Annotated in this window: 15 protein-coding genes; 11 read left to right on the forward strand and 4 right to left on the reverse strand. The window is 67.5% G+C overall.

Translation table 11 applies throughout. The features are described from left to right. Positions 1-84: 84 nt before the first annotated feature. From tyrS to UAA55_RS06010, 8 genes are all read left to right on the forward strand, one after another. Positions 85-1,344, forward strand: coding sequence for a tyrosine--tRNA ligase (gene tyrS / locus UAA55_RS05975; protein WP_322951732.1), 1,260 nt, complete (start codon positions 85-87; stop codon positions 1,342-1,344). A gap of 168 nt (positions 1,345-1,512) precedes the next feature. Beyond that, a complete protein-coding gene (locus UAA55_RS05980) occupies positions 1,513-2,253 on the forward strand; it encodes a hypothetical protein (RefSeq protein ID WP_322951733.1) in 741 nt (246 codons plus the stop codon). Positions 2,254-2,374: 121 nt separating this feature from the next. Then, entirely contained in the window at positions 2,375-3,856 is a 1,482-nt protein-coding gene (locus tag UAA55_RS05985) for a S10 family peptidase (RefSeq protein WP_322951734.1), read from the forward strand. A gap of 500 nt (positions 3,857-4,356) precedes the next feature. Continuing rightward, positions 4,357-5,505, forward strand: coding sequence for a TonB-dependent receptor (locus tag UAA55_RS05990; protein WP_322951735.1), 1,149 nt, complete (start codon positions 4,357-4,359; stop codon positions 5,503-5,505). Beyond that, positions 5,502-6,578: a TonB-dependent receptor domain-containing protein gene (locus tag UAA55_RS05995; RefSeq protein WP_322951736.1), complete on the forward strand. Its 1,077-nt coding sequence runs from the start codon at positions 5,502-5,504 to the stop codon at positions 6,576-6,578. Before UAA55_RS05990 ends, UAA55_RS05995 begins: the two co-directional genes overlap by 4 nt. 102 nt (positions 6,579-6,680) lie before the next feature. After that, the gene (locus UAA55_RS06000; RefSeq protein WP_322951737.1) at positions 6,681-8,426 is read left to right on the forward strand and encodes a M61 family metallopeptidase; all 1,746 of its coding nucleotides are present in this window, start codon (positions 6,681-6,683) and stop codon (positions 8,424-8,426) included. A gap of 182 nt (positions 8,427-8,608) precedes the next feature. Next, entirely contained in the window at positions 8,609-9,811 is a 1,203-nt protein-coding gene (locus UAA55_RS06005; protein ID WP_322951738.1) for a pyridoxal phosphate-dependent aminotransferase, read from the forward strand. A gap of 29 nt (positions 9,812-9,840) precedes the next feature. After that, positions 9,841-11,304: a S10 family serine carboxypeptidase-like protein gene (locus UAA55_RS06010; protein WP_322951739.1), complete on the forward strand. Its 1,464-nt coding sequence runs from the start codon at positions 9,841-9,843 to the stop codon at positions 11,302-11,304. A 23-nt stretch (positions 11,305-11,327) separates the two neighbouring features. Here UAA55_RS06010 and UAA55_RS06015 read toward each other — a convergent pair whose 3' ends face one another. From UAA55_RS06015 to UAA55_RS06030, 4 genes are all read right to left on the reverse strand, one after another. Continuing rightward, positions 11,328-11,813 (reverse strand): Lrp/AsnC family transcriptional regulator, encoded by a 486-nt coding sequence (locus tag UAA55_RS06015; RefSeq protein WP_088874737.1) that lies wholly within the window; start codon positions 11,811-11,813, stop codon positions 11,328-11,330. A gap of 202 nt (positions 11,814-12,015) precedes the next feature. Then, positions 12,016-13,707, reverse strand: coding sequence for a M61 metallopeptidase family protein (locus UAA55_RS06020; RefSeq protein ID WP_322951740.1), 1,692 nt, complete (start codon positions 13,705-13,707; stop codon positions 12,016-12,018). A 150-nt stretch (positions 13,708-13,857) separates the two neighbouring features. Further along, on the reverse strand, positions 13,858-14,343 hold the full coding sequence (locus UAA55_RS06025; RefSeq protein WP_088874735.1) for an Lrp/AsnC family transcriptional regulator: 486 nt from the start codon (positions 14,341-14,343) through the stop codon (positions 13,858-13,860). A gap of 4 nt (positions 14,344-14,347) precedes the next feature. After that, positions 14,348-16,270, reverse strand: coding sequence for an ornithine cyclodeaminase family protein (locus UAA55_RS06030; protein WP_322951741.1), 1,923 nt, complete (start codon positions 16,268-16,270; stop codon positions 14,348-14,350). A gap of 390 nt (positions 16,271-16,660) precedes the next feature. Between UAA55_RS06030 and UAA55_RS06035 the strand changes: the two genes are divergently transcribed. The 3 genes from UAA55_RS06035 to UAA55_RS06045 all read left to right on the forward strand — a co-directional run bounded on the left by UAA55_RS06035 (position 16,661) and on the right by UAA55_RS06045 (position 21,537). After that, on the forward strand, positions 16,661-17,911 hold the full coding sequence (locus UAA55_RS06035; RefSeq protein WP_322951742.1) for an aminotransferase class V-fold PLP-dependent enzyme: 1,251 nt from the start codon (positions 16,661-16,663) through the stop codon (positions 17,909-17,911). Between the two features lie 175 nt (positions 17,912-18,086). Further along, a complete protein-coding gene (locus UAA55_RS06040) occupies positions 18,087-19,574 on the forward strand; it encodes a S10 family peptidase (protein WP_322951743.1) in 1,488 nt (495 codons plus the stop codon). Then, positions 19,552-21,537 carry a S9 family peptidase gene (locus UAA55_RS06045; protein ID WP_322951744.1) on the forward strand — a complete coding sequence of 662 codons (1,986 nt, stop codon included), beginning with the start codon at positions 19,552-19,554 and terminating at the stop codon, positions 21,535-21,537. The genes UAA55_RS06040 and UAA55_RS06045 overlap by 23 nt, the downstream gene beginning before the upstream one ends. Positions 21,538-21,630 lie beyond the last annotated feature (93 nt).

Genomic DNA, 21,630 nt, shown 5'->3' on the forward strand with positions numbered 1-21,630 from the left:
AAACGATGCCGCCGCCAAGGCGGCAATCGTTTCCCAAAAGCGGTCTCCTTCTTGGTGGCGGTCCCACCTTAGGAACACCGCTTCATGGATACCTTGGATCTTCCCCGACATGACGTCCGTTCCGCCGCCCTGCAGGTGTTGCGGGCGCGCGGCTTCATCCACCAGTGCACCAACCTGGAGGGGCTGGACGCGGCCTTCGCCGCCGGCGTGGTGCCAGTTTACATCGGCTTCGACGCCACGGCCGACAGCCTGCACGTCGGCCACCTGTTGCCCATCATGACCCTGCGTCGCCTGCAACGGGCGGGGCACAAGCCCATCGTGCTGATCGGCGGCGGCACCACCCGGGTGGGCGATCCCAGCTTCCGCGCCACCGAGCGCCCGCTGCTGAGCGATGACCAGATCGCCGCCAACATCCAAGGCATCCGCCGGGTTTTCGAACGTTTCCTGACCTTCGGGTCGGGGCCCATCGATGCCGTCATGGTCAACAACGCCGACTGGCTGGACCGCCTGGGTTACATCGACCTGTTGCGCGACATCGGCCGCCATTTCTCCGTCAACCGCATGCTGTCCTTCGACAGCGTGAAGGCGCGGCTGGAGCGGCAGGACCCCATGAGCTTCCTGGAATTCAACTACATGATCCTCCAGGCCTTCGATTTCCTGGAACTGCACCGCCGCGCCGGCTGCCTGGCGCAGATGGGCGGGTCGGACCAATGGGGCAATATCGTCAACGGCATCGACCTGGTGCGCCGGCTTGAGGGGCGGGAGGTCTTCGGCCTGACCACCCCGCTGCTGACCACCGCGTCCGGTGCCAAGATGGGCAAGACCGCAGGTGGTGCCGTCTGGCTGAACGCCGACCGGCTGCCGCCCTACGACTACTGGCAGTTCTGGCGCAACACGGAGGATGCCGACGTCGGCCGCTTCCTGCGCCTGTTCACCGATCTGCCGCTGGAGCGCATCGCGGAGTTGGAGGCGCTGCCGGGGGCGGAGATCAACCAGGCCAAGGAGGTGCTGGCCAACGCCGCGACCGCCCTGGCCCACGGGCCAGAGACCGCCCAGGCCGCCAATGAGACCGCCCGCCGGGCTTTCACCGGCGCCAACGCCGAAGGCCTGCCGGCGGTGGCGCTGACGGGAGACGAGGTGCCGGACGGCGCCTTGTTGATCGACCTGCTGGTGCGCGGCGGCCTGGCGGCCTCGAAAGGGGAGGCGCGGCGCCTGATCGCCGGGGGCGGCGTGCGGGTCGATGGGGTGGTGGTGGCAGAGTTGGACGCCCGCATCGTGGCGCGGGCCCTGCCGGTGCGCTTGACGGCGGGGCGCAAGCGCCACGTCCTGGTGCGCGGTGGGTAGAGCGCAAAACGGTGGGTGCCCAGGCGATCCCTTGCGCCCACCGTTACCCTTGGGCACAGTTCACCCGGGTAAGCATGAGGCATTGGGGGCGTCATGGGCAAGCGGGCGATCATCATTTTTTTGGCGGCTGTGCTGGGAAGCGGCGGGGCGGTTGCTGCGGAGGCGCCCGTGCCCGGTCTCACGCCGGCGGACTGCCAGGCGCCCACCTCCGCCTCTGTCCAGGCCTTGTGCACCGACCCCGGGCTGCGCCAACTGGTGGACAGCGTGCAGGACGTGCCCTATGTCCGCCTGGGCCGTGCCTGGACGGTGGATGAGGCGATGTTCCGACGCTGTGACGCCACGCTGGACGCCCGCGCCTGCCTGGACCGGGAATACCGGATAAAGATCAAGGCGGTGCAGGCGGAATCAGCCAAGCGCGCCATGGCCTACGCCCCCGATGGCAGCAAGGCTGATGCCAAGGCCCTGCTGGCCCGCATCGCCGGGGTTTATCGGCACCCGGTCAAGACCGCCGACGGCGCGCACGGGGCGGAGGACGTGCTGCAGGTCACGCCGGTGGCGGATGGTGCCGCCTACCTGGACATGCGCCTGTCCTTCCATAACGGGCAGAGTTGCACCCTGACCGGCATCGCGGAATACAAAAAGATCGGCAGCTTCGTCTTCCAGGATCCGGCGCCCACACAGCGGTGCCTGCTGACCATGACCCTTAGCGGGGATGAGGTGGGCTTCAGCGATCCCACCGGCGCCTGCGCCAAGTTCTGTGGGGAGCATGCCAGCCTGACGGCGGAAACCTTTGTGCTGAAGCAGAAAAAGAAGTTACGCACCCTGCCGGCCGTGCAGCAATCTCCGGCGTACCAGGAAGCCCTGCAAGCCTATCAGGCACGCCACGCCACGGCCAAGGCCACCCCTTGACGGCCAGTCCCCGCATAAAATTTGCCGGCACCCGCCCGGTGGGCGGGATAACGCAAAAACATTCCGCTGCCAGCCGGTATTATTTCCCCTGAGACAGGGCGCCTGCGACAGGGGAACGACGATGACCGGGAAAACCACCGGACGTAAATTGGGGGGGCTGGTGGCCGCGATGATGCTGGCCACGGCCATGCCGGCCGCAGTGACCGCACGGGCTGCCGAAGCGCCGATCGTGACCCACCACACCGCCACGCTGAACGGCCACAAGCTGGCCTACACCGCGACGGTGGAAGGCACCGACGTCAACGACGCCGCCGGCAAGCCGGGCGCCCATCTCGTCAGCTTCGCCTACACCGCCGATACCCGGGACGCGGCCAAGCGGCCGGTGACCTTCGTCTTCAACGGCGGGCCGATCACCGCCTCCCTCTGGCTGCACCTGGGGGTCATGGGGCCAAAGCGCGTGGCCGTGCCGGATGACCTGACGGCCGATCCCGGCACCTTCACGCTGGTGGACAACCCCTATTCGCCGCTGGACGCCACAGACCTGGTGTTCATCGACCCGGCCTCCACCGGCTTCAGCCGCGTGGCCGAGGGTGTCGATCCCAAGAGCTATTTCTCGGTGAAGGCGGACGGGCAGGAGGTCACCGCCTTTATCCAGGCCTGGCTGACGCAGCATCACCGCGAGGGCTCCCCCGTCTACTTGCTGGGCGAAAGCTACGGCACCATGCGCGCGGCCGAGGTCGCGGGCCAGTTGGCCGAGTTGCCCAAGCCCATCCTGCTGGACGGCGTGCTGCTAATGGGCCAGGCCATCAACATCATCGAATATGTCCAGCGGCCGCAGAACATCATGAGCTATGTGGTGTCGCTGCCCACCCTGGCGGCCATCGCCTGGTATCACCAAAAGGTGGACCGCCGCGGCCTGTCGCTGGAAGCCTTCGTAGAGGAGGCGCGGCGCTACGCCCAGAGCGACTACATGCCCGCCTTGTACCAGGGCGGCGCGCTGCCGGCGGCGGATCGCGACCGCGTGGCCCAGCGACTGCGGGAACTGACGGGCATCCCGGCCGCCTACTATAGCGAGCACGCCCTGCGCATCAGCAAGGAACAGTACCGGGGCGAATTGCTGAAGGAACAGGGCCTGTTGCTGGGCCGCGCCGACGCGCGCTACACCGCCCCCATCACGGACAAGGGCATCGGCCCCGACCCCTTCGGCGCCGCCGTGATGCCGCCGTTCTCCCGCCTGTTCAAGGATTACATCCACAACGACCTGAAGATCGACCGGGCGGAGCCCTATGTGGAGATGGCGGAGGTGGGCGGCCTGGACGACTGGGGGTGGGGCTTCGCCTCGCCTTTCGCCACCTGGGCCTACAGCGACCGCCTGCTGAAGGCCATGAAGGCCAATCCCAGGTTCCGGCTGCTGATCGGCAACGGCTACTACGACACCCAGACCACCGTGGGGGCGGCGGAACTGCTGGCCCGCCAAGGCGGCTGGCCCGAGGACCGCGTGCATCTGACCTTCTACGAGGGCGGGCACATGGCCTACACGGACGAGGGCGCCGCCCGCAAGTTCGGCGCCGACATCCGTGCCTTCGTCAGTCGCGCGCCCTGACCGGCACCACCATCCTTCTTAAAAGCCGACGCCCGCGGGGTCATGCCTGCGGGCGTTCGTTTTTGCCAAAATCGGCATGGCTTATGCGGGGCCGGGGCCTATGCCGGCATTGCCAATGCCGGGGCGGGGCCGCCTGCGGTCGCCGGTTGAAGGCGACCGGATCGACAGGCAACCCATCGCCTTCTGGAGGAAATCTATTCCTTAATCCGTTCTTTGCCAGCATTGGCAATGCCGACTTTGCTGGCGATGGGGTACCCGGTTTCACTTTTCCCTCGCGAGGCGGCCCGTCTGCCGCATCGGGCGGGCCGTCCCGGCAGAAAATTTCGGCGGTCCGCCGACAGGGAATAAAATTTTCTCCCTGCCCGGTTCGGGGTCCGCAATTTGGAAAGAAAAGCCTGGGCTCGGAGGTATCATAAATTATCTTTTTCGACCTCGCCCAATAACAAAATTCCACAATGATTGGTAGCGGCGGGGCGCTCATAAGAGCAGGGGGTAGTAACATGAAGGGCACGCGTCAAATCCGGGCGTTACTCGCCACAACTATTCTTACGACTTTCTCGTTCTGGTCGCTGCCCAGCTTCGCCGACGGCGCGGCGGCTGATGACAGCCTGGATGCGCTGCAAGAGATCGTCGTCACGGCGCAGAAGAAGACCGAGCGCCTGATGGACGTGCCGGCCTCCATCGCCGTCGTTTCCAGCCAGTCGCTGCTGCAGGCCAACAACACCCAGCTGCGCGACTTCTACACCCAGGTGCCGGGCCTGAACGTCACGTCCAGCGGCAACGGCCGGACCACCATCGCCATCCGCGGCATCACCACCGGCGCCGGCAACAACCCCACCGTGGGCCTGACCATCGACGACGTTCCCATCGGCTCCGCCACCAGCGGCGGCCTGGGTGACGCGGTGGTGCCGGAAATCGATCCGTCCAGTCTGCAGCAGATCGAAGTGCTGCGCGGGCCCCAGGGCAGCCTGTACGGCGCCAGCTCCATGGGTGGCCTGATCCGCTACGTGACGGCGGCGCCCAGCCTGACCGAGACCTTCGGCCAGGTGGCCGTGTCCGGTTCCAGCGTCGCCCACGGCGGCGAGGGCGGCGGCGGCCGCGCCTACATCAACGTGCCCATCGTCGAGGACAAGCTGGGCCTGCGGGTCAGCGCCTTCGCCCGCATGGACCCGGGCTACATGACCAACGCCAACAGCGGCCAGACGGAAATCAACGTCAACCGCACGGAAGGCGGCCGTGCCAGCCTGCTGTGGCAGATCACGCCCAGCGTCAGCTATCAGGCGTCCGCCACCTACCAGCACATGACGGCCGGCGGCTCGGCCAACGAGTACGTCTCGGTGGATCGCGTGCCCACCTATGGCGACTACACCCAGGCGCCCATCGCCGGCCTGAACACCGGCTATCTCGACATGGGCATCTACAACGGCAACCTGAAGGCCGACCTGGGCTTCGCCAACCTGGTGGCCGTCACCTCCTACAGCCACACCGTGTTCAACGGCCCGCAGGACACCACCGGCACCTTCGGCCGTTACCTGGGGTTCTTCTTCCCCCTTCGGCCCTGCCGGGCCTGGGCACCGGCATCTACAACTATTACCAGACGAACAAGCTCAGCCAGGAAATCCGCCTGGAATCCCAGCCGGGCGGCATGATCGACTGGATGGTCGGCGGTTTCGCCACCAATGAGGACAACCTGAACCGCCAGAACGTCTACGTCGCCAACAAGGCCAACGGCGAGAACGTCGGCTTCCCCGACCTCTACACCGTCTTCGGACCGTCGCATTACCGGGAGTATGCCGGCTTCGGTTCCGCCACCTACCACTTCGACGACAAGCTGGACTTCACCTTCGGCGGCCGCTTCAGCCGGCAGTTCCAGGAAAGCTACCAGGATGTCGGCGGCGTGCTGCAGGGTGACAACGAGATCACCGACATCCATTCCGGCACCAGCGTCTTTACCTACTCGCTGGGGCCGCAGTACCACATCAACAAGGACATGATGGTCTATGGCCGCGTGTCCACGGGCTTCCGTCCCGGCGGCCCCAACGCCGCCCCGGGTGAGCCCGCCGCCTACAACTCCGACACCACCACCAACTACGAGGTGGGCTTCAAGGGTGTCGTGGTCGATCGCCTGCTGACGGTGGACGCTGCCCTGTTCGACATCGAATGGGACGACATCCAGCTGCAGGCGGCGTCGCCCACCGGCTTCTCCTACGTGCAGAACGGCGGCACGGCCCGGTCGCGCGGTGGCGAGCTGACACTGACCCTGACGCCTTCGGAAGGGCTGAGCGTGGTGGCCAATCTGGGCTACACCGACGCGACGCTGACTGAAAACATCAAGACCTCCGGCCTGTACGGCCTGAAGGGCCAGCGCTTGCCGTACTCCGCCAAGTTCAGCGGCAGCCTGTCGGCCGACCAGAAGTTCCGCATCGCGGATGGCTTCAATGGCTTCGTCGGCGCCACCGTGTCCTATATCGGCGACCGCTACAGCGTGTTCCCAACCAAGTCCACGGGCCAGCGTTTCTTCATGCCGTCCTACACCACGGTGGACCTGCGCGCCGGCGTCACCCATGACGACTGGAACCTGTCAGTTTACGCCAAGAACCTGGGCAACGAGATCGCCTTCGTCTCCGGCGAGCCGCTGGATACCATCACCCGCACGGGTGTCTACTCGGCGGCCATCATCCAGCCGCGCACTTTCGGCCTGACCATCAGCAAAGACTTCTGATGACCAAGCCTCGATGAACGCGTGAGTGACGGGGCCGGTCCGGCAGCGCCGGGTCGGCCCCCTGTTTTCCGGGATCGGTAGAAACGGGCGGGGACGCGGGCGATGCGGTATTTCAAGACGGGTGGCTTGACGGCCCTGCTGGCGCTGTCCGCAGCACCGGCGGCCTTGGCTTCAGCACCCCAGTTGGCCGTGACGCTGAAGCCGGCTGCGGCGGAGGGGGCAGGGCCCAATGGGACAGGGATCGTGCCTTTTGTTGACGTCACGGTTGAGATCCCGGACGTGGCGGTGGAGGCGGGCGCGCCGCTGCTGCGCCTGCCGCTGGTGGCCAACAACGTCAAGAGTGTCGCCGACGCGCTGACGGACCTGACGGCCAGCGACGTCGCCGGTCCCGTCGCGCTGACGGCCAAGGACGATGCCGACAGGCCGGCCATGGCCTACCGCCACTGGACGGCGGCGCGGACGGTCAAGGGCGCGCTGACGGTTCATTACCGCGCCCCGATCACGACCCTGGCCAACCCGCGCGGTGCCGCCCCGCCGCTGGAACTGCGCACCGACGGCGGCGGCTTTTCCGGCGCGGCCGAGACCTTTTTGATCTTGCCGGAGGTGGATGCCAAGTATGGCCTGGCGCTGCGTTGGGACCTGTCGGCGGCCGGTCCTGGCGCCGCCGGCGTTTCCAACTTCGGCACGGGTGACGTGACCTCCAGCGGTCCGTTGAGCGCGGAGGATCTGGGCGCCACCTATGTCATGGGCGGGGCCATCCACCGCTATCCCGAGGTTCCACCCAAGCAAGGCTTCTTCTCCGCCTGGCAGGGCAGCCCGCCCTTCGACGGCACGGAACTGATGCGGTGGACGGAATCGCTGTACCACCATTACCTGGGCTATTTCAAAGCGGTGGGTACGCCGCCCTACGGCGTTTTCCTGCGGCCTAACTTGGTGAACGCCGGCGGCGGCGTGGAACTGAACGGCGCCTTCATCGGCACCTTCGACCAGAAGACCGACGTGAAGGACTTCAAGTTCACCCTGGCGCACGAAATGGTTCACACCTTCGTGCGGTCGCTGGACGCTTCAAAGGGGGACGGGCCGCAGGGCCTGGCCTTATCCTGGTTCAGCGAGGGCATCGCGGTCTATTACCAGAACCGCCTGCCGCTGCGCGCCGGCATGATCACGGGTGATGAGTTCCTGAGGGATCTCAACACCACTGCCGCCCGCTACTACACCAACGCCCTGAACGGCACGCCCAACAGCGCCATCCCGGACCGCTTCTGGGCCGATACCCGCATCCGCGTGCTGCCCTACGACCGGGGCGCCCTGTACTTCGCCCTGGTGGATGGCGAGGTGCGCAAGGCCAGCCACGGCAAGCGCTCCCTGGACGACCTGGTCCTGGCCATGCTGGACCGCCGCCGCCACGGCCGGCCCATGGACCACGCCGCCTGGGTGGAGATCATCACCCAGGAACTGGGTCCGCGTGGCAAGGTGGAACTGGACGCCATGCTGAACGGCGCCCTGGTCCTGCCGGACGATGACGCCTTCGGCCCCTGCTTCACCCGCACCACCGTCCCTTTGCGCCGCTATCAGCTGGGCTTCGACCCGGAGGTTCTGATCCAGGCCAAACGCGTCGTGCATGGCCTGATCCCGGGCTCCACCGCGGCGGTCGCCGGCCTGCGCGATGGGGATGAGATCGTGAAGCCCGTCCCGCAGGACATGATCCAGGGGAACCAGCAGGCCACGCTGACTTTGCAGATACGCCGCGACGGCCAGGTCTTTCCCATCACCTATCTGCCGCGTGGCGAGACGGTGGAGGCCTATCAATGGGCCCGCCGCCCGGATGCGCCGGCCAGTTGCGGATAGGGCGAGAACCGGCGCGGTCAGCTTATGCGCGGCTCTGGCGGGATGCTGCATAAACTGACCGCCGCCCCGCCCCCGACCCAGGCATACGCAAAAAAGCACCCGTCAAGTCGAATAGAATTTAGGCATCGCCGGCTTCGGTGGCCCCCCACGCCCGAACGCCTCGCCCGAATAGGAAGTACGCCTTGAAATCTGCCGGTCAATCCGTCGGTCCCGCCTCCAACGTCCCGTCCGGCGGCGACTTCTTCGCGGCCACCCAATATTCCGACTGGGTGCGGGGGGCCGTACGCGCGCTCGCCGGCCGGCCCAACGCCATCGCCCTGTACGACAGCACCATCAGCGAACCTTCGGATCTGCTGGCGGGACTGGTGGCCAAGTCGCTGGTCACCGTGGATGACGACGGCGCGCCACGGTTCAGCAGCCGCTACGTCAGTGTCTTCGCCAACGGCAACCGCTTCCTGGTCGACGCGCTGTGCGCGCGCTATGACGAGACGCCGGAGCGGTTGCAGACCGTCACCGGCGTCACCGGCGCCCTGCAACTGATCCTGCGCGCCCTGGTGAAGCCGGCTGAGCGCGTGCTGATCGAGAACCCGGGCTTCAAGCTGCTGTCCAACCTGGCGCGGGAGGCCGGCGCCGTGGTGGATGAGGTGGATCGGCCAGCGCCGCATTTCGGCATCGACCCGGCCCAGGTGGCGGCCAAGCTGACGCCCGAGACCCGCCTGGTCATCCTGACCAATCCGCACAACCCCACCGGCGTGTTCCTGGACCACGCCATCCTGAAGGCCGTGGCGCAGGCGGCGGCCACCGTCGGCGCGCTGCTGGTGGTGGATGAAGTCTACGGCGATTTCGCCCGGCGCCCCTCGGCCGGGCTGGCGGCTAGGCTGGCGCCCAACATCGTCAGCCTGGCCAGCCTGACCAAGGTGTTCGGGCTGTTCGCGCTCAAGTGCGGCTGGATGGTGGCGGCACCCGAGGTGCTGGGCCGCATCCGTGCCGGCCAGCCGGAGGGGGATGTCGGCGTGTCCAAGCTGTCGCACGCCGTGGCCGCCCATGTGATGGAGAATGCCGACACCTTCGACCGGCATTGGCAGGCGGTCATGACCGCCACCACGCCGGTGCTGCACCGCCACGCCGCTGCTATGCGGGACGAGGGCCTGATCGAGGGCGCCGTGCCGGCGGCCGGTTGCCTTTATTTCCCCCGCATCGTCGGGGTGGCGGACACCATGGCGCTGACCCGGCACTTGTGGAACCAGGTCGACCTGCTGGTGGCGCCGGGTGAATATTTCGGCCTCGCTGGCCATGTCCGTCTGGGCTACGCCGGTGATGCCGAGACGCTGGACCAGGGATTGAGCCGGCTGCACGCCGGCCTGCGGGCCTGGCGGGACCGCTGAGGGAAATGCGGCAACAGGGGTGCGGGGGCATGCGGGCGGCGGTACGGAACGGCATCGGTGTGGTGGCCCTGGCCTTGGCGGGCTGCGCGGCTCATGACCTGGCGGTGGCGCCCCCGCCGGGGAGCGCCCAGCGGATCACCCTGGCGGGCAAGCCCCTGCGCTACGTGGCCGAGGCCGCGACCCTGGACCTGACCGATGCGCAGGGTGTGGTGCGGGGCCACGTCTTCTACGTCGCCTATCGTGTTCCCGGGCAAGGCGGGCGGCCGGTCACCTTCCTGTGGAACGGCGGGCCTGGTGCCAATTCCACGTTGCTGCATTTCGAGGCCTTCGGCCCGAAGCGGCTGGAGGGCGGCGCCCTGGTGGACAACGCCCAGACCCTGCTGGCCGATAGCGACCTAGTGTTCGTCGATCCCGTGGGCACGGGCTTCAGCCGCCCGGCGACGGCGCAGGATGGGTCGCGTTTTTACAGCACCCTGGGCGACCAGTCCTCCATCACCGACTTCGTGCAGGCCTGGACTCAGCGCCATGCCGATGTCCGCACACCGGTATACCTGATCGGTGAAAGCTTCGGCGTCTGGCGCGCCGCCGGCGTGGCGGAGGCACTGGAGAAGCGCGGCCGGCCGGTGGCGGGCGTCGTCCTCATCTCCGGCGGCATTCCCGTGGGGCCGGTGCTGCCCAAGGAACTGGTGACCGCGCTGAAGCTGCCGGGCCGTGCCGCCGCCGCCCAGGTGCACGGCCGGTTGCCGGCCAGCTTGGCGGGAACCAGCCCATCGGCCACGGCTGAGGCCACCCGCGTCTGGGCGGAACAGGTTTACGCCCCGGCCCTGGCCCATCTGGGCGATCTCAGCGCCCAGCAAAAGGCCGCCCTGGTCCAGGATGTGGCCCACCATATGGGCGTGGACCCGTCCCTGGTTGACAGGACCAGCCTGGTGGTCTCGTCCCGCCAGTTCCTGAACAATCTTCTGCCCGGCCGTCGGCTGGATACCTTCGACATGCGTATCAGCACGACGGCGGGACAGGCGGAGGCGGCGGAGCCGGGTGGCCCGGTCATGGTGCGTTACCTGCGCGAGACCCTGGGCTACCACACCGATCTGCCCTATCTGGGGCTGGAGAAGGACACCGACCCGGTGGCCAAGCCGGTGGGCGAGCAGTGGGACTACAATTCCGGGGATACCTCACCGGCCGCCTTCGCCGCCGCCATCGCCGCCGCCATCGCCGCCGCGCGCGCGGGTGAGGGGCCGCCCGGTGCGGAACCCTGGATCCGCAGGGCCATGGAGATGGACGGCAAGCTGCGCGTCTTTGCCGCCGCCGGGCTGTACGACAGCCTGAACAGCTGCGCCGCCAACGAGATTCTGAAGGCCAAGCTGGAGCCGGGCCTGTCCGCCCGGCTGTCGGTGAACTGCTACGGCGGCGGCCACATGATGTACCGCGACGCCGAGGCGCGGGTGCGCCTCAGTGCCGACCTCGGCCGTTTCATCGCCCGCCAACCCTGATCAGGCGCATCGGGTAAATTTATTCACTGGAACTGGCGTGGTTTCAGCGGCACGGCGGTGGTGTGCTTGGCCTCCGACAGGGTCACGATGGAGCGGATGTCCTGCACGCCGGGCAGCTTCATCAGGCTGCTGAAAATGAACTGCTGATACCATTTGACGTCCGGCGCCACGACCTTCATCAGGATGTCCATCTCCCCGAATACGGTATAGCATTCAAGGATCTCTGGAATGTTCTCCACGCCCCGGAAAAAGGTCTGGCGTTCTTCGTCCGACAGCCGGGCCATCTTCACCTGGGCGAAGATCTGCATGTGGAAGCCCAGTTTCTCCCGGTCGACGATGACCACTTGGCCCTTGATATAGCCCTCGCCCTGCAGGCGCTGGATGCGGCGCCAGCAGGGGGATTGGGAAATTCCCACCTTTTCAGCCAGTTCCGCCGTGGTCAGTGACGCGTCTTTCTGCATCAACGTCAGGATTTTCATGTCTATGGCGTCGAGTTCCGCAGCTGGCATATCCTATGTGATCCCCTGTTCATTCTGGTATCGCCCATGGGGTCTTCCGCCCCTGTCCAGCATAAATCTACCTGCTTTGAACGGCCTCCGGTAGCGCCGGTTTCGGGGAACCACCGGCCGGCGGCGGCCCAGCGGAGGCCCAGCGGCGGCAATGAAAAAAGGGCCGGGAAAGACCCGGCCCCCGATGTGTCGACCCAGCCAATCAAAGATGGCAGGCGCTGTCCTCCACCCCCTGCACGCGTTCCCAATGCCAGCTGGTCACGGCCTGGCCGCGTGGCAGGTAGGTGAAGCTCCGCTCCTGACCGTCGCGCTTGATGGTGATTTCCATCTGCTTGGCCGGGTCGTCCATCAGCGCTTGCTTGGGACTGGACTTCACGATCAGGTCGCCTTCCTTCACGCCGGCCTGGGCGGCCGGACTGTCGGCGCGCAGATCGGCCACCACACCCAGGCGCATCTCGTCATAGCCCAGGTCGAAGGGACGCTCCGCCGCCTTCACGGCGCGGTAGCAGGGGGCGAATCCGGTGGGGGCGGGCTCGATCAGTTTGCCGGCCACCATGTCCTCGTATTCCTGTCGGGCGCCGTCGCCCAACTCGCGCACCACCATGGCCACCCATTGCTCCAGGCCCACCTTCTCGCCTTTGCGCTGGCGCTCCAGCACCTCTAAGACCAGATCGTCCAGGCTGCGCTTGCCGTCCGACGTGGCGCGGATTTCGGCGTCGACGCGGGCCAGATACATGAAGCCCCGACCGTAGGGCACGCGCTGGGCGCGGGCGTCGCTCCAGAACTTGGCACCGGCCTGGGTGTTGGTCAGGGCCACGTAAGGATTGCTGTAGTAGCCGGAGGCATGGTCGTTGACCACGCGCAGGAACTTGGCTTGGTCGATCACGCCGGCGCGCCCGGCCAGCACGACGGAGTAATATTCGGCCATGCCCTCGGTGTACCAAGCGGTGGCGGCATGCTCCCCGCCGTCCAGCCTGGGCCAATTGTGGGTCATCTCATGGGCCAGCAGCATCTGGGTGTCGCCGCCGGCCGTGGTGCCATCCACGCCGTAGCCGAACATGAAGGACTTGGCCGAAGCCGTGCCGCCGCCGGCGGGGTAGGGATTGGCCCGGATGAAGACGCGGTAGGGCGCGCCGTCATCCTTGAAGAAATGGGACATGTAGCCGTAAAGGCGCTGGATGCCCGTGGCCAGGTCGTTCACGTCGAAGGGCGGCTGGGTCAGCCAGTACAGGCCGAAATCGCTCTTCCCCGCCGCCGGCACGCTCTTCACCGAACCGGTGGCGTAGAAGGAAAAGGCCAGCAACTCCGCCGGGGCGACCGTGGACTGGTCGCCTTCGCCCAGGCTCCAGATCCCTCGGGCGCCCTTGGGCATGCTTGACAGGTCCCACTTCAAGCTGATGCGGTAGGGCTGCTCCCCCGCCGGCAGGGCCATGAAATAGACGCCGGCACCCATCAGGCCGTCCGCCTGCTGGCGCAGGTCGAACAGCGGGCCGTTGCGGGTGGCGACGCTGACGGCGCGGGGCGGGGTACCGTACCGCACCACCACGTCGCCCACCGTGGCCCGGCCCACGTCGTAGTGGCGGTAGGTGCCGGTGGGCGTCGGCGGCTCATCCGCCATGGTCAACGGCAGGGAGCCCTTGTCGTCCCGCGCCACGATGGCGCTGGCGTCATAGCCCGCCGTGGGGGTGGAGACGATGGTGGTGGGCATGCGCAGCAAGGGCTGGCCGGCGGCCACGCCGGGATGCGCAATGCGCAGCTCCACGTCCATGCGATCGGCCACGCCGCCGCTGGCGTGCGGACGCAGCACGACGTCCAGGGGTGCTGGCCCTTCGGCGGCGGCGGCAGTGAACGTGAGCATGGAGGTGGCCAGCAGGCCCAAGGTCAGTTTTCTCATGGATGGTCCCCACCTTTTCTGTCCGGCCGTTTCCCCGGCCGCTCAAACGCCCCCGCGTTCCCGCATGATGGCGGACGGCGGCAGGTTTATGTTTTCCCATTGCCGGCCCCGCGCTGGGTTCCGGGCATAGGCCATGCGCCGGCGTGGCGTTTATTGGAACGTGCGCGGTTTCAGTGGGATGGCCGTGGTGCTCTTGGCTTCCGACAGGGTGACGATGGAACGAATGTCCTCAACCCCCGGCAGCTTCATCAGGGTGTTGAAGATGAACTCCTGGTACCACTTCACGTCCGGCGCCACGATCTTCAGCAGGGCGTCCATCTCGCCGAAGACGGTGTAGCACTCCAGCACCTCGGGGATGTTCTGGATGCCGCGGAAAAAGGTCTCGCGCTCCTCCTCCGACAGGCGGGCGATCTTCACCTGGGCGAAGATGTGCATGTCGAAACCCAGCTTCTGCCGGTCGACCAGCACCACCTGGGACTTGATGTAGCCCTCGTCATGCAGGCGCTGTACCCGGCGCCAGCAAGGGGACTGTGAGATGCCAACCTTCTCGGCCAGTTCCGCCGTGGTCAGCGAGGCGTCGCGCTGCATGTGGGTCAGGATTTTCATGTCGATGGCGTCGAGTTCCGCGTTCGCCATGGCCTCAATCCTTCTTCAGCAGCGGCCAGGCTGCGGCCAGGTCCTGGACCACATGGCCTAGGGACTTGTAGAGCGTGACCTGTTCCGCCGATTGCCGGCCCTCGACGCGGCCGGCCAGCACCTCCCCGATCTCGGCCACCACGTGGGTGTCACCGATCAGGCCGGCGGCCTTGGCGCGCAGGAACTCCGCCCCCTGGCGCAGCACGTGCTCGCGGCAATCGGCGATGAAGCGCGAGCGCATGACCAGGTCATGGTCCACCTCCGCCGGGCCGGCGATGCTGGAGCCGACAACGTTCACATGCGTGCCGGGGGCGACCCAGGCGCCGTTCAGGATGGGCTCCCGCGCCGCCGTCACGGTGCAGACGATGTCGGCGTCCACCACCGCCTCCTGTGCGCTGGCGGCGGCGCGAACCGGCAGGCCCAATTCCTCACCCAGCGTTGCCGCGAACGCGGCGGCACGGGCGGGGGAGCGGCCCCAGACGGTGACCCGGCTCAGGCGCCGCACCCGGGCGATGGCGCGGGCATGGGTCAGCGCCTGCTCGCCATAGCCCAGGAGGGCCAGGGTCCTGGCCTCGGGCCTGGCCAGGGCGTCGGTGGCGACGGCGCTGGCCGCCGCCGTGCGGATGGCCGTGACCTTCCCGCCATCGACCACGCCCACGGGGCGGCCGCTATCCCGGTCGAACAGCACGATGACGCCCTGGTGCGAGGGCAGGCCCTTGTCGAAGTTATCCGGGAACACGGCCACCAGCTTGGCGCCGAAGGGCCCGTCATCGAGGGCGCCGGGCATGACGCCGAACATATGTCCCATGTCCAGGGGCAGCACGCCGCGCGGCAGCTGCTGCGTCTCCCCGTTCGACAGGGCGGTCATGGCCTGGCGCACGATGGGGATGCAGGTGTCGTAGTCCAGGCGATCCACCACCGTGTGCCCATCCACGATAGGCAGGGACGGGTTACCAGGATGGGGGGCGTTCTCGTAAAGCCAGGCGGTGGCGGCCAGATCCTGCACGGCGTGGCCCAGGGACTTGTAGAGGGTAATCTGCTCCGCCGTCTGCCGGCCCGGCGTCTCGCCCGCCAGCACGGCGCCGATCTCCGCCGCGATGTGGTCGTCGCTGATGGCACCGGCGGCCTTGGCGCGCAGGAACTCCCCGCCGTGGACCAGCACATGCTCGCGATGGTCGACGATGAAACGGCTGGCGGCCACCAGGTCGGCGTCGACCTCCGCCTGGGCGGGGCCGCTGGAACCCACGACGTTCACATGGGTGCCGGGGGCGATCCAAGCGCCACGCAGCACCGGGTCGGTGGCGGCGGTGACGGTGCAGACGATGGCGGCCTGCGCCACCGCTTCCTGCGCGGTGTCATAAGCCTGGGTGTCGACGCCGGTGGCGGCCTGCACTTCCGCCGCGAAGGCCCGGGCCCTGGCGGGGTCGCGGCCCCAGACGCGGATGTGGCGCAAGGGGCGGACGGCCTTCAGCGCCAACGCGTGGGCCAGGGCCTGGCGGCCAATACCCACCACGGCTAGGGTGTCGGCGTCGGGCCGGGCCAGGGCACCGGTGGCGACCGCGCTGGCCGCCGCCGTGCGGATGGCCGTGACCTCCGCCGCGTCCGCCAGGCAGATGGGGCGGCCGCTGGCGCCATCGAACAGCACCACCAGGCCCTCATGCGCCTTGCGGCCCTGGCCGTCGTTATAGACGCTGACCAGCTTGGCGCCAAAATAGCCCGGCCGCTCGCCGCCGACGAAGGCCGCCGGCATGATGGCGAACGTGCGGCCCGCACCCAGACCGATGAAGCTGCGCAACTGTTGGCGCACGCGGCCGGTGCTGAGAGCCACCATGGCCTGGCGGACGGCGGGGATGGCCGCGTCATAGCCCAGGCCCGCGTGGACGGCGGCGGCATCGAAAACGGCAAGGCCGGACGGCGCGAAACCCATGGGTATCTTCCCTGTCATCCTGTTCCAAATCCACCTTAAGGCAGGGATTGGGGTTTTTCTTTCCGGAGTTCCCGGCAAAGCCGCCACTCCTCCGGTAAGATTTCCGCGACATCGACCGTCCTTCGCAGGATTTATGCTTGGATGATGCTAACGCGGGTCAGAAATACCGCCGCACCATCCCCAGGTGAGCGGAAGGGTAATCCTGTTCATGCCACCGTTGGGCATATCCATGCGCCAGCAATCTGGCTCACGGATAAAATTTCCCCGCTGCCGCTCAAACGCCCGCAACTTCGCCAAAAATGCCCCACGGTTTTCGCTAGCATGGGTTCCAGCCAGGGGACCTTCTGGCCAACGGGCGCCTTTCCAACCCCACGAGTGACACGGATGAGAATGACGCGCAGGGACGTGATGCTGGCCGCCGGCACCCTCACCATGGCCGAAATCGTGCCGGCCGCCGTGGATGCCCAGATCGCGCCAACCGCGCCCAAGTCCAGCCTGCCCACGCGCTTTCCGGACAAGGCGTCCTTTTTCCCCCACGACCTGGTTTATCTCGACAGCGGGTCCCAGCACCCCGTCAGCACGGGCGCCAAGGCCGCCGTCGACGCCTACCTGTCCAAGCGCATGCTGGACCCGGCGGCGGCGCATTATGACCTGCCCGACGACAGCGTGCGGGAGAAGTTCGCCCGCCTAGTGAATGCGGATGCCGACGACATCGCCTATGTGCAGAGCACCACGGCGGGGGAGCAGATGGTGCTGCGCGGCCTGGGCCTTCCCAAATCGGGCGGCCACATCGTCACCGACACGCTGCACTTCTTCGGCTCCCTGCCGCTGTATGAGGAGATGCAGCGCCATGGGGTGGAGGTCACCTGGGTCGAGCCCAAGGACGGTCGCATCCTGCTGGGGGACCTGAAGCAGGCCATCCGCAAGGACACCAGGCTGGTGTCCTTGTCCCTGGTCTCCACCATCAACGGCTTTCAGCATGACCTCAAGGCAGTGTGCGACCTGGCGCATGCCAACGGCGCCCTGGTCTACGCCGACGTCATCCACGCCGCCGGCTGCGTGCCCGTGGACCTGAAAGGCAGCGGCGTCGATTTCGCCGCCTGCGCCAGCTACAAGTGGTTGATGGGCGATTTCGGCCTGGGCTTCGTCTATGGGACCAAGGCCGCCCGCGCGCGGCTGGCCCGCACGGAATACGGCTATTACGGGATGAGCGCGTTCAAGCCGCACATTTATCCCTTCGACCCGCCGGGCGACATGATCGCCGACTATGCCTACGCCGACACGGCGGAGGGCACCTTCGCCCACGGCACCCACGCCCACACGGTCATCGCCCAGCTTGACCACTCCCTGGACTACATCCTGGGTGTGGGCGTGCCGGTCATCCAGGCGCATGCGCAGGACCTGATCGGCCGGCTGAAGCGGGAGTTGCCCAAGCTGGGCTACACCCTGATGACCCCGCCCGAAGCCACCACGCCCCTTGTCACCTGCGCCTATGAGAACGCGCGGGAGAAGCTGGCGCCCAAGCTGGCGGCGGGCAAGATCAAGATGACGGTCGGCGGCAACCGCTTCCGCGTCACCCCTTCGGTGTTCAACGACCACACCGATATCGACCGGCTGCTCGCCGCGCTCGGCCACGCTTAGGTCGGACGCTCAAGTCATTTGTGAAAAAGAGAGTTTTGGCAGTTGGGTTTGTTGAGAGAAATGCCAGGTCGGATGGGGCGGTGATGGGGCCGTCCATCTGCGGGCGCCGAGATCGAGTGCCGGGCGCGCGCGCCTAAATAAGCCAAATAATTCAAGACGGACGGGTGGGTAAATTATGATGGGCAAACGGGTGCGTCGGCTGGTCCTGGGCCTGATGATGACAGCCGCACCGGCCACCGTGATGGCGCAGGGCGTGCCGGTGCCGGAGATCGCGGGGCCCGTTCTAGGGCCGGTGACAACGCCGCACAGCGTCGTGCTGAACGGCAAGACCGTGCATTACACCGCCACCTTCGCGGAGAAGGTGCTGAAGGACGCGGGCGACAAGCCCCTGGCCTCGATCTCCGCCACCGCCTATGTGGCGAGTCCGGCGGTGAAGACCCGGCCGGTGCTGTTCGTCTTCAACGGCGGGCCCGGCGCCTCATCCTCGCCCCTGCATTTCGGCGCCTTCGGGCCGCGCAGCATCGTGAAGGGCGCGGACGGCAACCGCACCGTGGCCGACAACCCGCACAGCCTGCTGGCCGACGCCGACTTGGTGTTCATCGACCCAGTGGCCACCGGGTTCAGTCGCGTGCTGCCCGGCGGCGACGGCCACCCCTATTGGAATGCCGACGGCGACGCCCAGGCGGTGCTGGGTCTGATCCGCGACTGGCTGCGCGACCAGGGGCGCACAGGCTCCCCCGTCTACATCGCCGGCGAGAGCTATGGCGGTTTCCGCCTGGCCACCATGATGAAGTTCGTGGGCGACCTGCCCATCGCCGGCCTGATCCTCGTCTCCCCCGCGTTGGACTTCACGGCGGTGGCGGAAAACCCCGGCAACGACCTGCCACACATCTTCGAACTGCCGGCCATGGCGGTGACGGCCTGGAAGCATGGCCGCGCCAAGATCGACGCGCAGACACCGGACCAAGTGTTCCAGGTGGCCGCCGACTATGCCGAGGGGCCCTACGCCCTGGCCCTGCTGAAGGGCGGCCGGCTACCGGTGGCGGAGCGCGACGCCGTGGCCGCCCGCCTGGGCGACCTGATCGGCCTGCCGGCCAAGACCATCGCCGACGCCAACCTGCGCATCGGCACGCAGAAGTTCCTGGAGACGCTGCTGGCCGACCAGGGCCTGGTGGTAGGCCGCCTGGACGGCCGCGTCACCGGCCCCGCGCCCAAGGACGCGCCCGCCGACCGCCCGGCTGCCGCCAAGGATCCGGCGCTGGGGCTGGGGCGCACCAACGTCATCACCTCCAGCGTCGCCACCGATTATTTCAAGCGTGAGCTGAACGTGCCGGTGGACCGCGACTATGTGTCCCTGACCCTGGACGTGAACTTTGGCTGGAACTTCCAGCCGGCCAGGCGCGAGGACGGGTTCTACCTCAATGCCGCACCCGATATCGCGCCGGTGATGAAAGCGCAGCCCAGGACCCGCCTGCTGCTGGTCGGCGGCTATTACGACATGACCGTGCCACTGCTTTCCGCCCGCTACGCCATCGACCGGGCCGGCATTCCTCTTGACCGCGTGACCGTTGCCGCCTTCGATGCGGGCCACAGCCCCTTCGACGGGGAAGCGGGGCAGGTTCGGATGCAGGAGATGATGCATGGCTTCTTGGTGGGGCGCTGATCGCGGGTTTGTTGGGGCAACGGCGATCGGCCTGGTGCTGGCGGTGTCTGGGGTGGCCGGGGGCGCGCAGGCCGCCAGTTCGCACCAGTACACTGGCCTCAGCCTGTCGGGCGACGGCAAGCACCTGGCGGCGGTCGAGGCCGACAAGGCCGAGGGGGCCGGCAGCGCCGGCCATGGCACCGTGGTGGTGCGCGGCACAGATGGCGCCGTAGCGCTGAAATTGGATCCCTGCGCCGCCTGCCGTTACGCCGGCCCCGCCTGGTCGCCGGACGGCACGGTCCTGGCCTTCGTCGGCAGCTCCGGTGGACAGGCCGTCCTGTACCTGGTGGAGGGCGGGACGGTGCGCCCGTTGACGGTCATCCAGGGCCTGGCCAGCACGCCGCGCTGGTCGCCGGATGGCAAGGAAATCGCCCTGCTGGTGACGGAGAACGCCAAGAAGGAGGCGGGCGCCACCCACGCCGGTGCCCGCCAGGTGGGTGAGCAGGGGGAGGGCGACGACGTCCAGCGCATCGCCGTCGTCACCGTGGCCAGCGGTGCCGTGCAGTTGGTCAGCCCGGACAAGACCTACGTCTATGAGTATGATTGGACGCCGGACGGCAAGGGCTTCGTCGCCACGGCCGCCGAGGGCAACGGCGACAACAACTGGTGGGTCGCCAGCCTGCGCGCCTTCGGTCGCGATGGCGTCACCCGCGTCATCGCCGCCCCGCAGAATATCAGTACAGGGCCGCAGATCGCCTTTCCGCGCGTGTCGCCCGACGGCAAGACGGTGGCTTTCATCGGCGGGCTGATGAGCGACTTCGGCTCCTTCGGGGGCGATGTCTACACCGTGCCCGTCAAGGGTGGGGAGCCCAAGGACGTGACCGCCGGCTATGCCGGCACCGTGACCTCGCTGGCTTGGCGGGGCAACCGCCTGGTGGCCGGCGTCACCGTGGGCGGCGAGACCGGCAGCGCCGTGGTTGACCCGGCCAAGGGTACCATCACCGAGGTCAAGACCGCCGCCGCCACCCGCATGGCCGGCGATGGCCGGGTGGCGCTGGACCGCAACGGCACCCACGCCGCCTGGGTGGCGGAGGGCTTCGATTTCGGTCCCCGCATCGAATACGGTCGCCTGGGCGACCTGGCCGCCATCACCCACGACAATGACGGCCTGGCCCCGCTGGTCACCGTCAGCAGCCTCAGCTGGAAGAACGATGGCCTGAACGTCCAGGGCTGGCTGGTGACGCCCCGGACGCTGGTGGCGGATGGCGCCAAGCGGCCCATGGTGGTCAACATCCACGGCGGCCCCTCGGCCGCGCACACGCCGCGCTTCGTCTGGGGCGACGTCATGGCCGCCTTCGCCAAGGCCGGCTATGCCGTGTTCCTGCCCAACCCGCGCGGCAGCTTCGGCCAGGGGGAGGCGTTCACCCGGGCCAACATCCGCGACTTCGGCGGCGGCGACCTACGCGATATCATGGCCGGCATCGATGCGGCGGAGGCGCAAGCGCCCATCGACGACAACCGCCTGATGATCTTCGGCCGCAGCTATGGCGGCTTCATGAGCATGTGGGCCATCACCCAGACCCAACGCTTCAAGGCCGCGGCCATCGGCGCCGGGCTGTCGGACTGGTATTCCTACTACGGCCAGAACGGCATCGATCGCTGGATGATCCCCTTCTTCGGCAAGTCGGCGTACGAGGATCCGGAGATTTACGACCGGCTGTCGCCCATCCGCCACATCCGCAATGTGAAGACGCCGACCCTGCTGCATGTGGGGGAACGCGACATCGAAACCCCGGTGATGCAGACGCGGGAATATTGGCACGCCCTGCGCGCCATGGGCGTGGAGACCAGCTTCATCGTCTACGCCGATGAGGGGCACGTCATGCAGAAGGCGGAAAACATTGAGGATTTGAACCGCCGCATCATCGCCTGGTTCGAGCTGCACATCGGCGGCGCCGCGACGGCCGGCGGCGCCCAACACTGAGGGGGGCGGGGGTGCCGGCGGCGACGGCACCCTTATGCCGGGATCGATACCACGGCGCCATAGTTTATGCGGCGCCGGAGTGGTTTTCCACAT

Origin of the sequence: Nitrospirillum guanabarense, from assembly GCF_034653355.1 — a bacterium.
Taxonomy (GTDB): domain Bacteria; phylum Pseudomonadota; class Alphaproteobacteria; order Azospirillales; family Azospirillaceae; genus Nitrospirillum.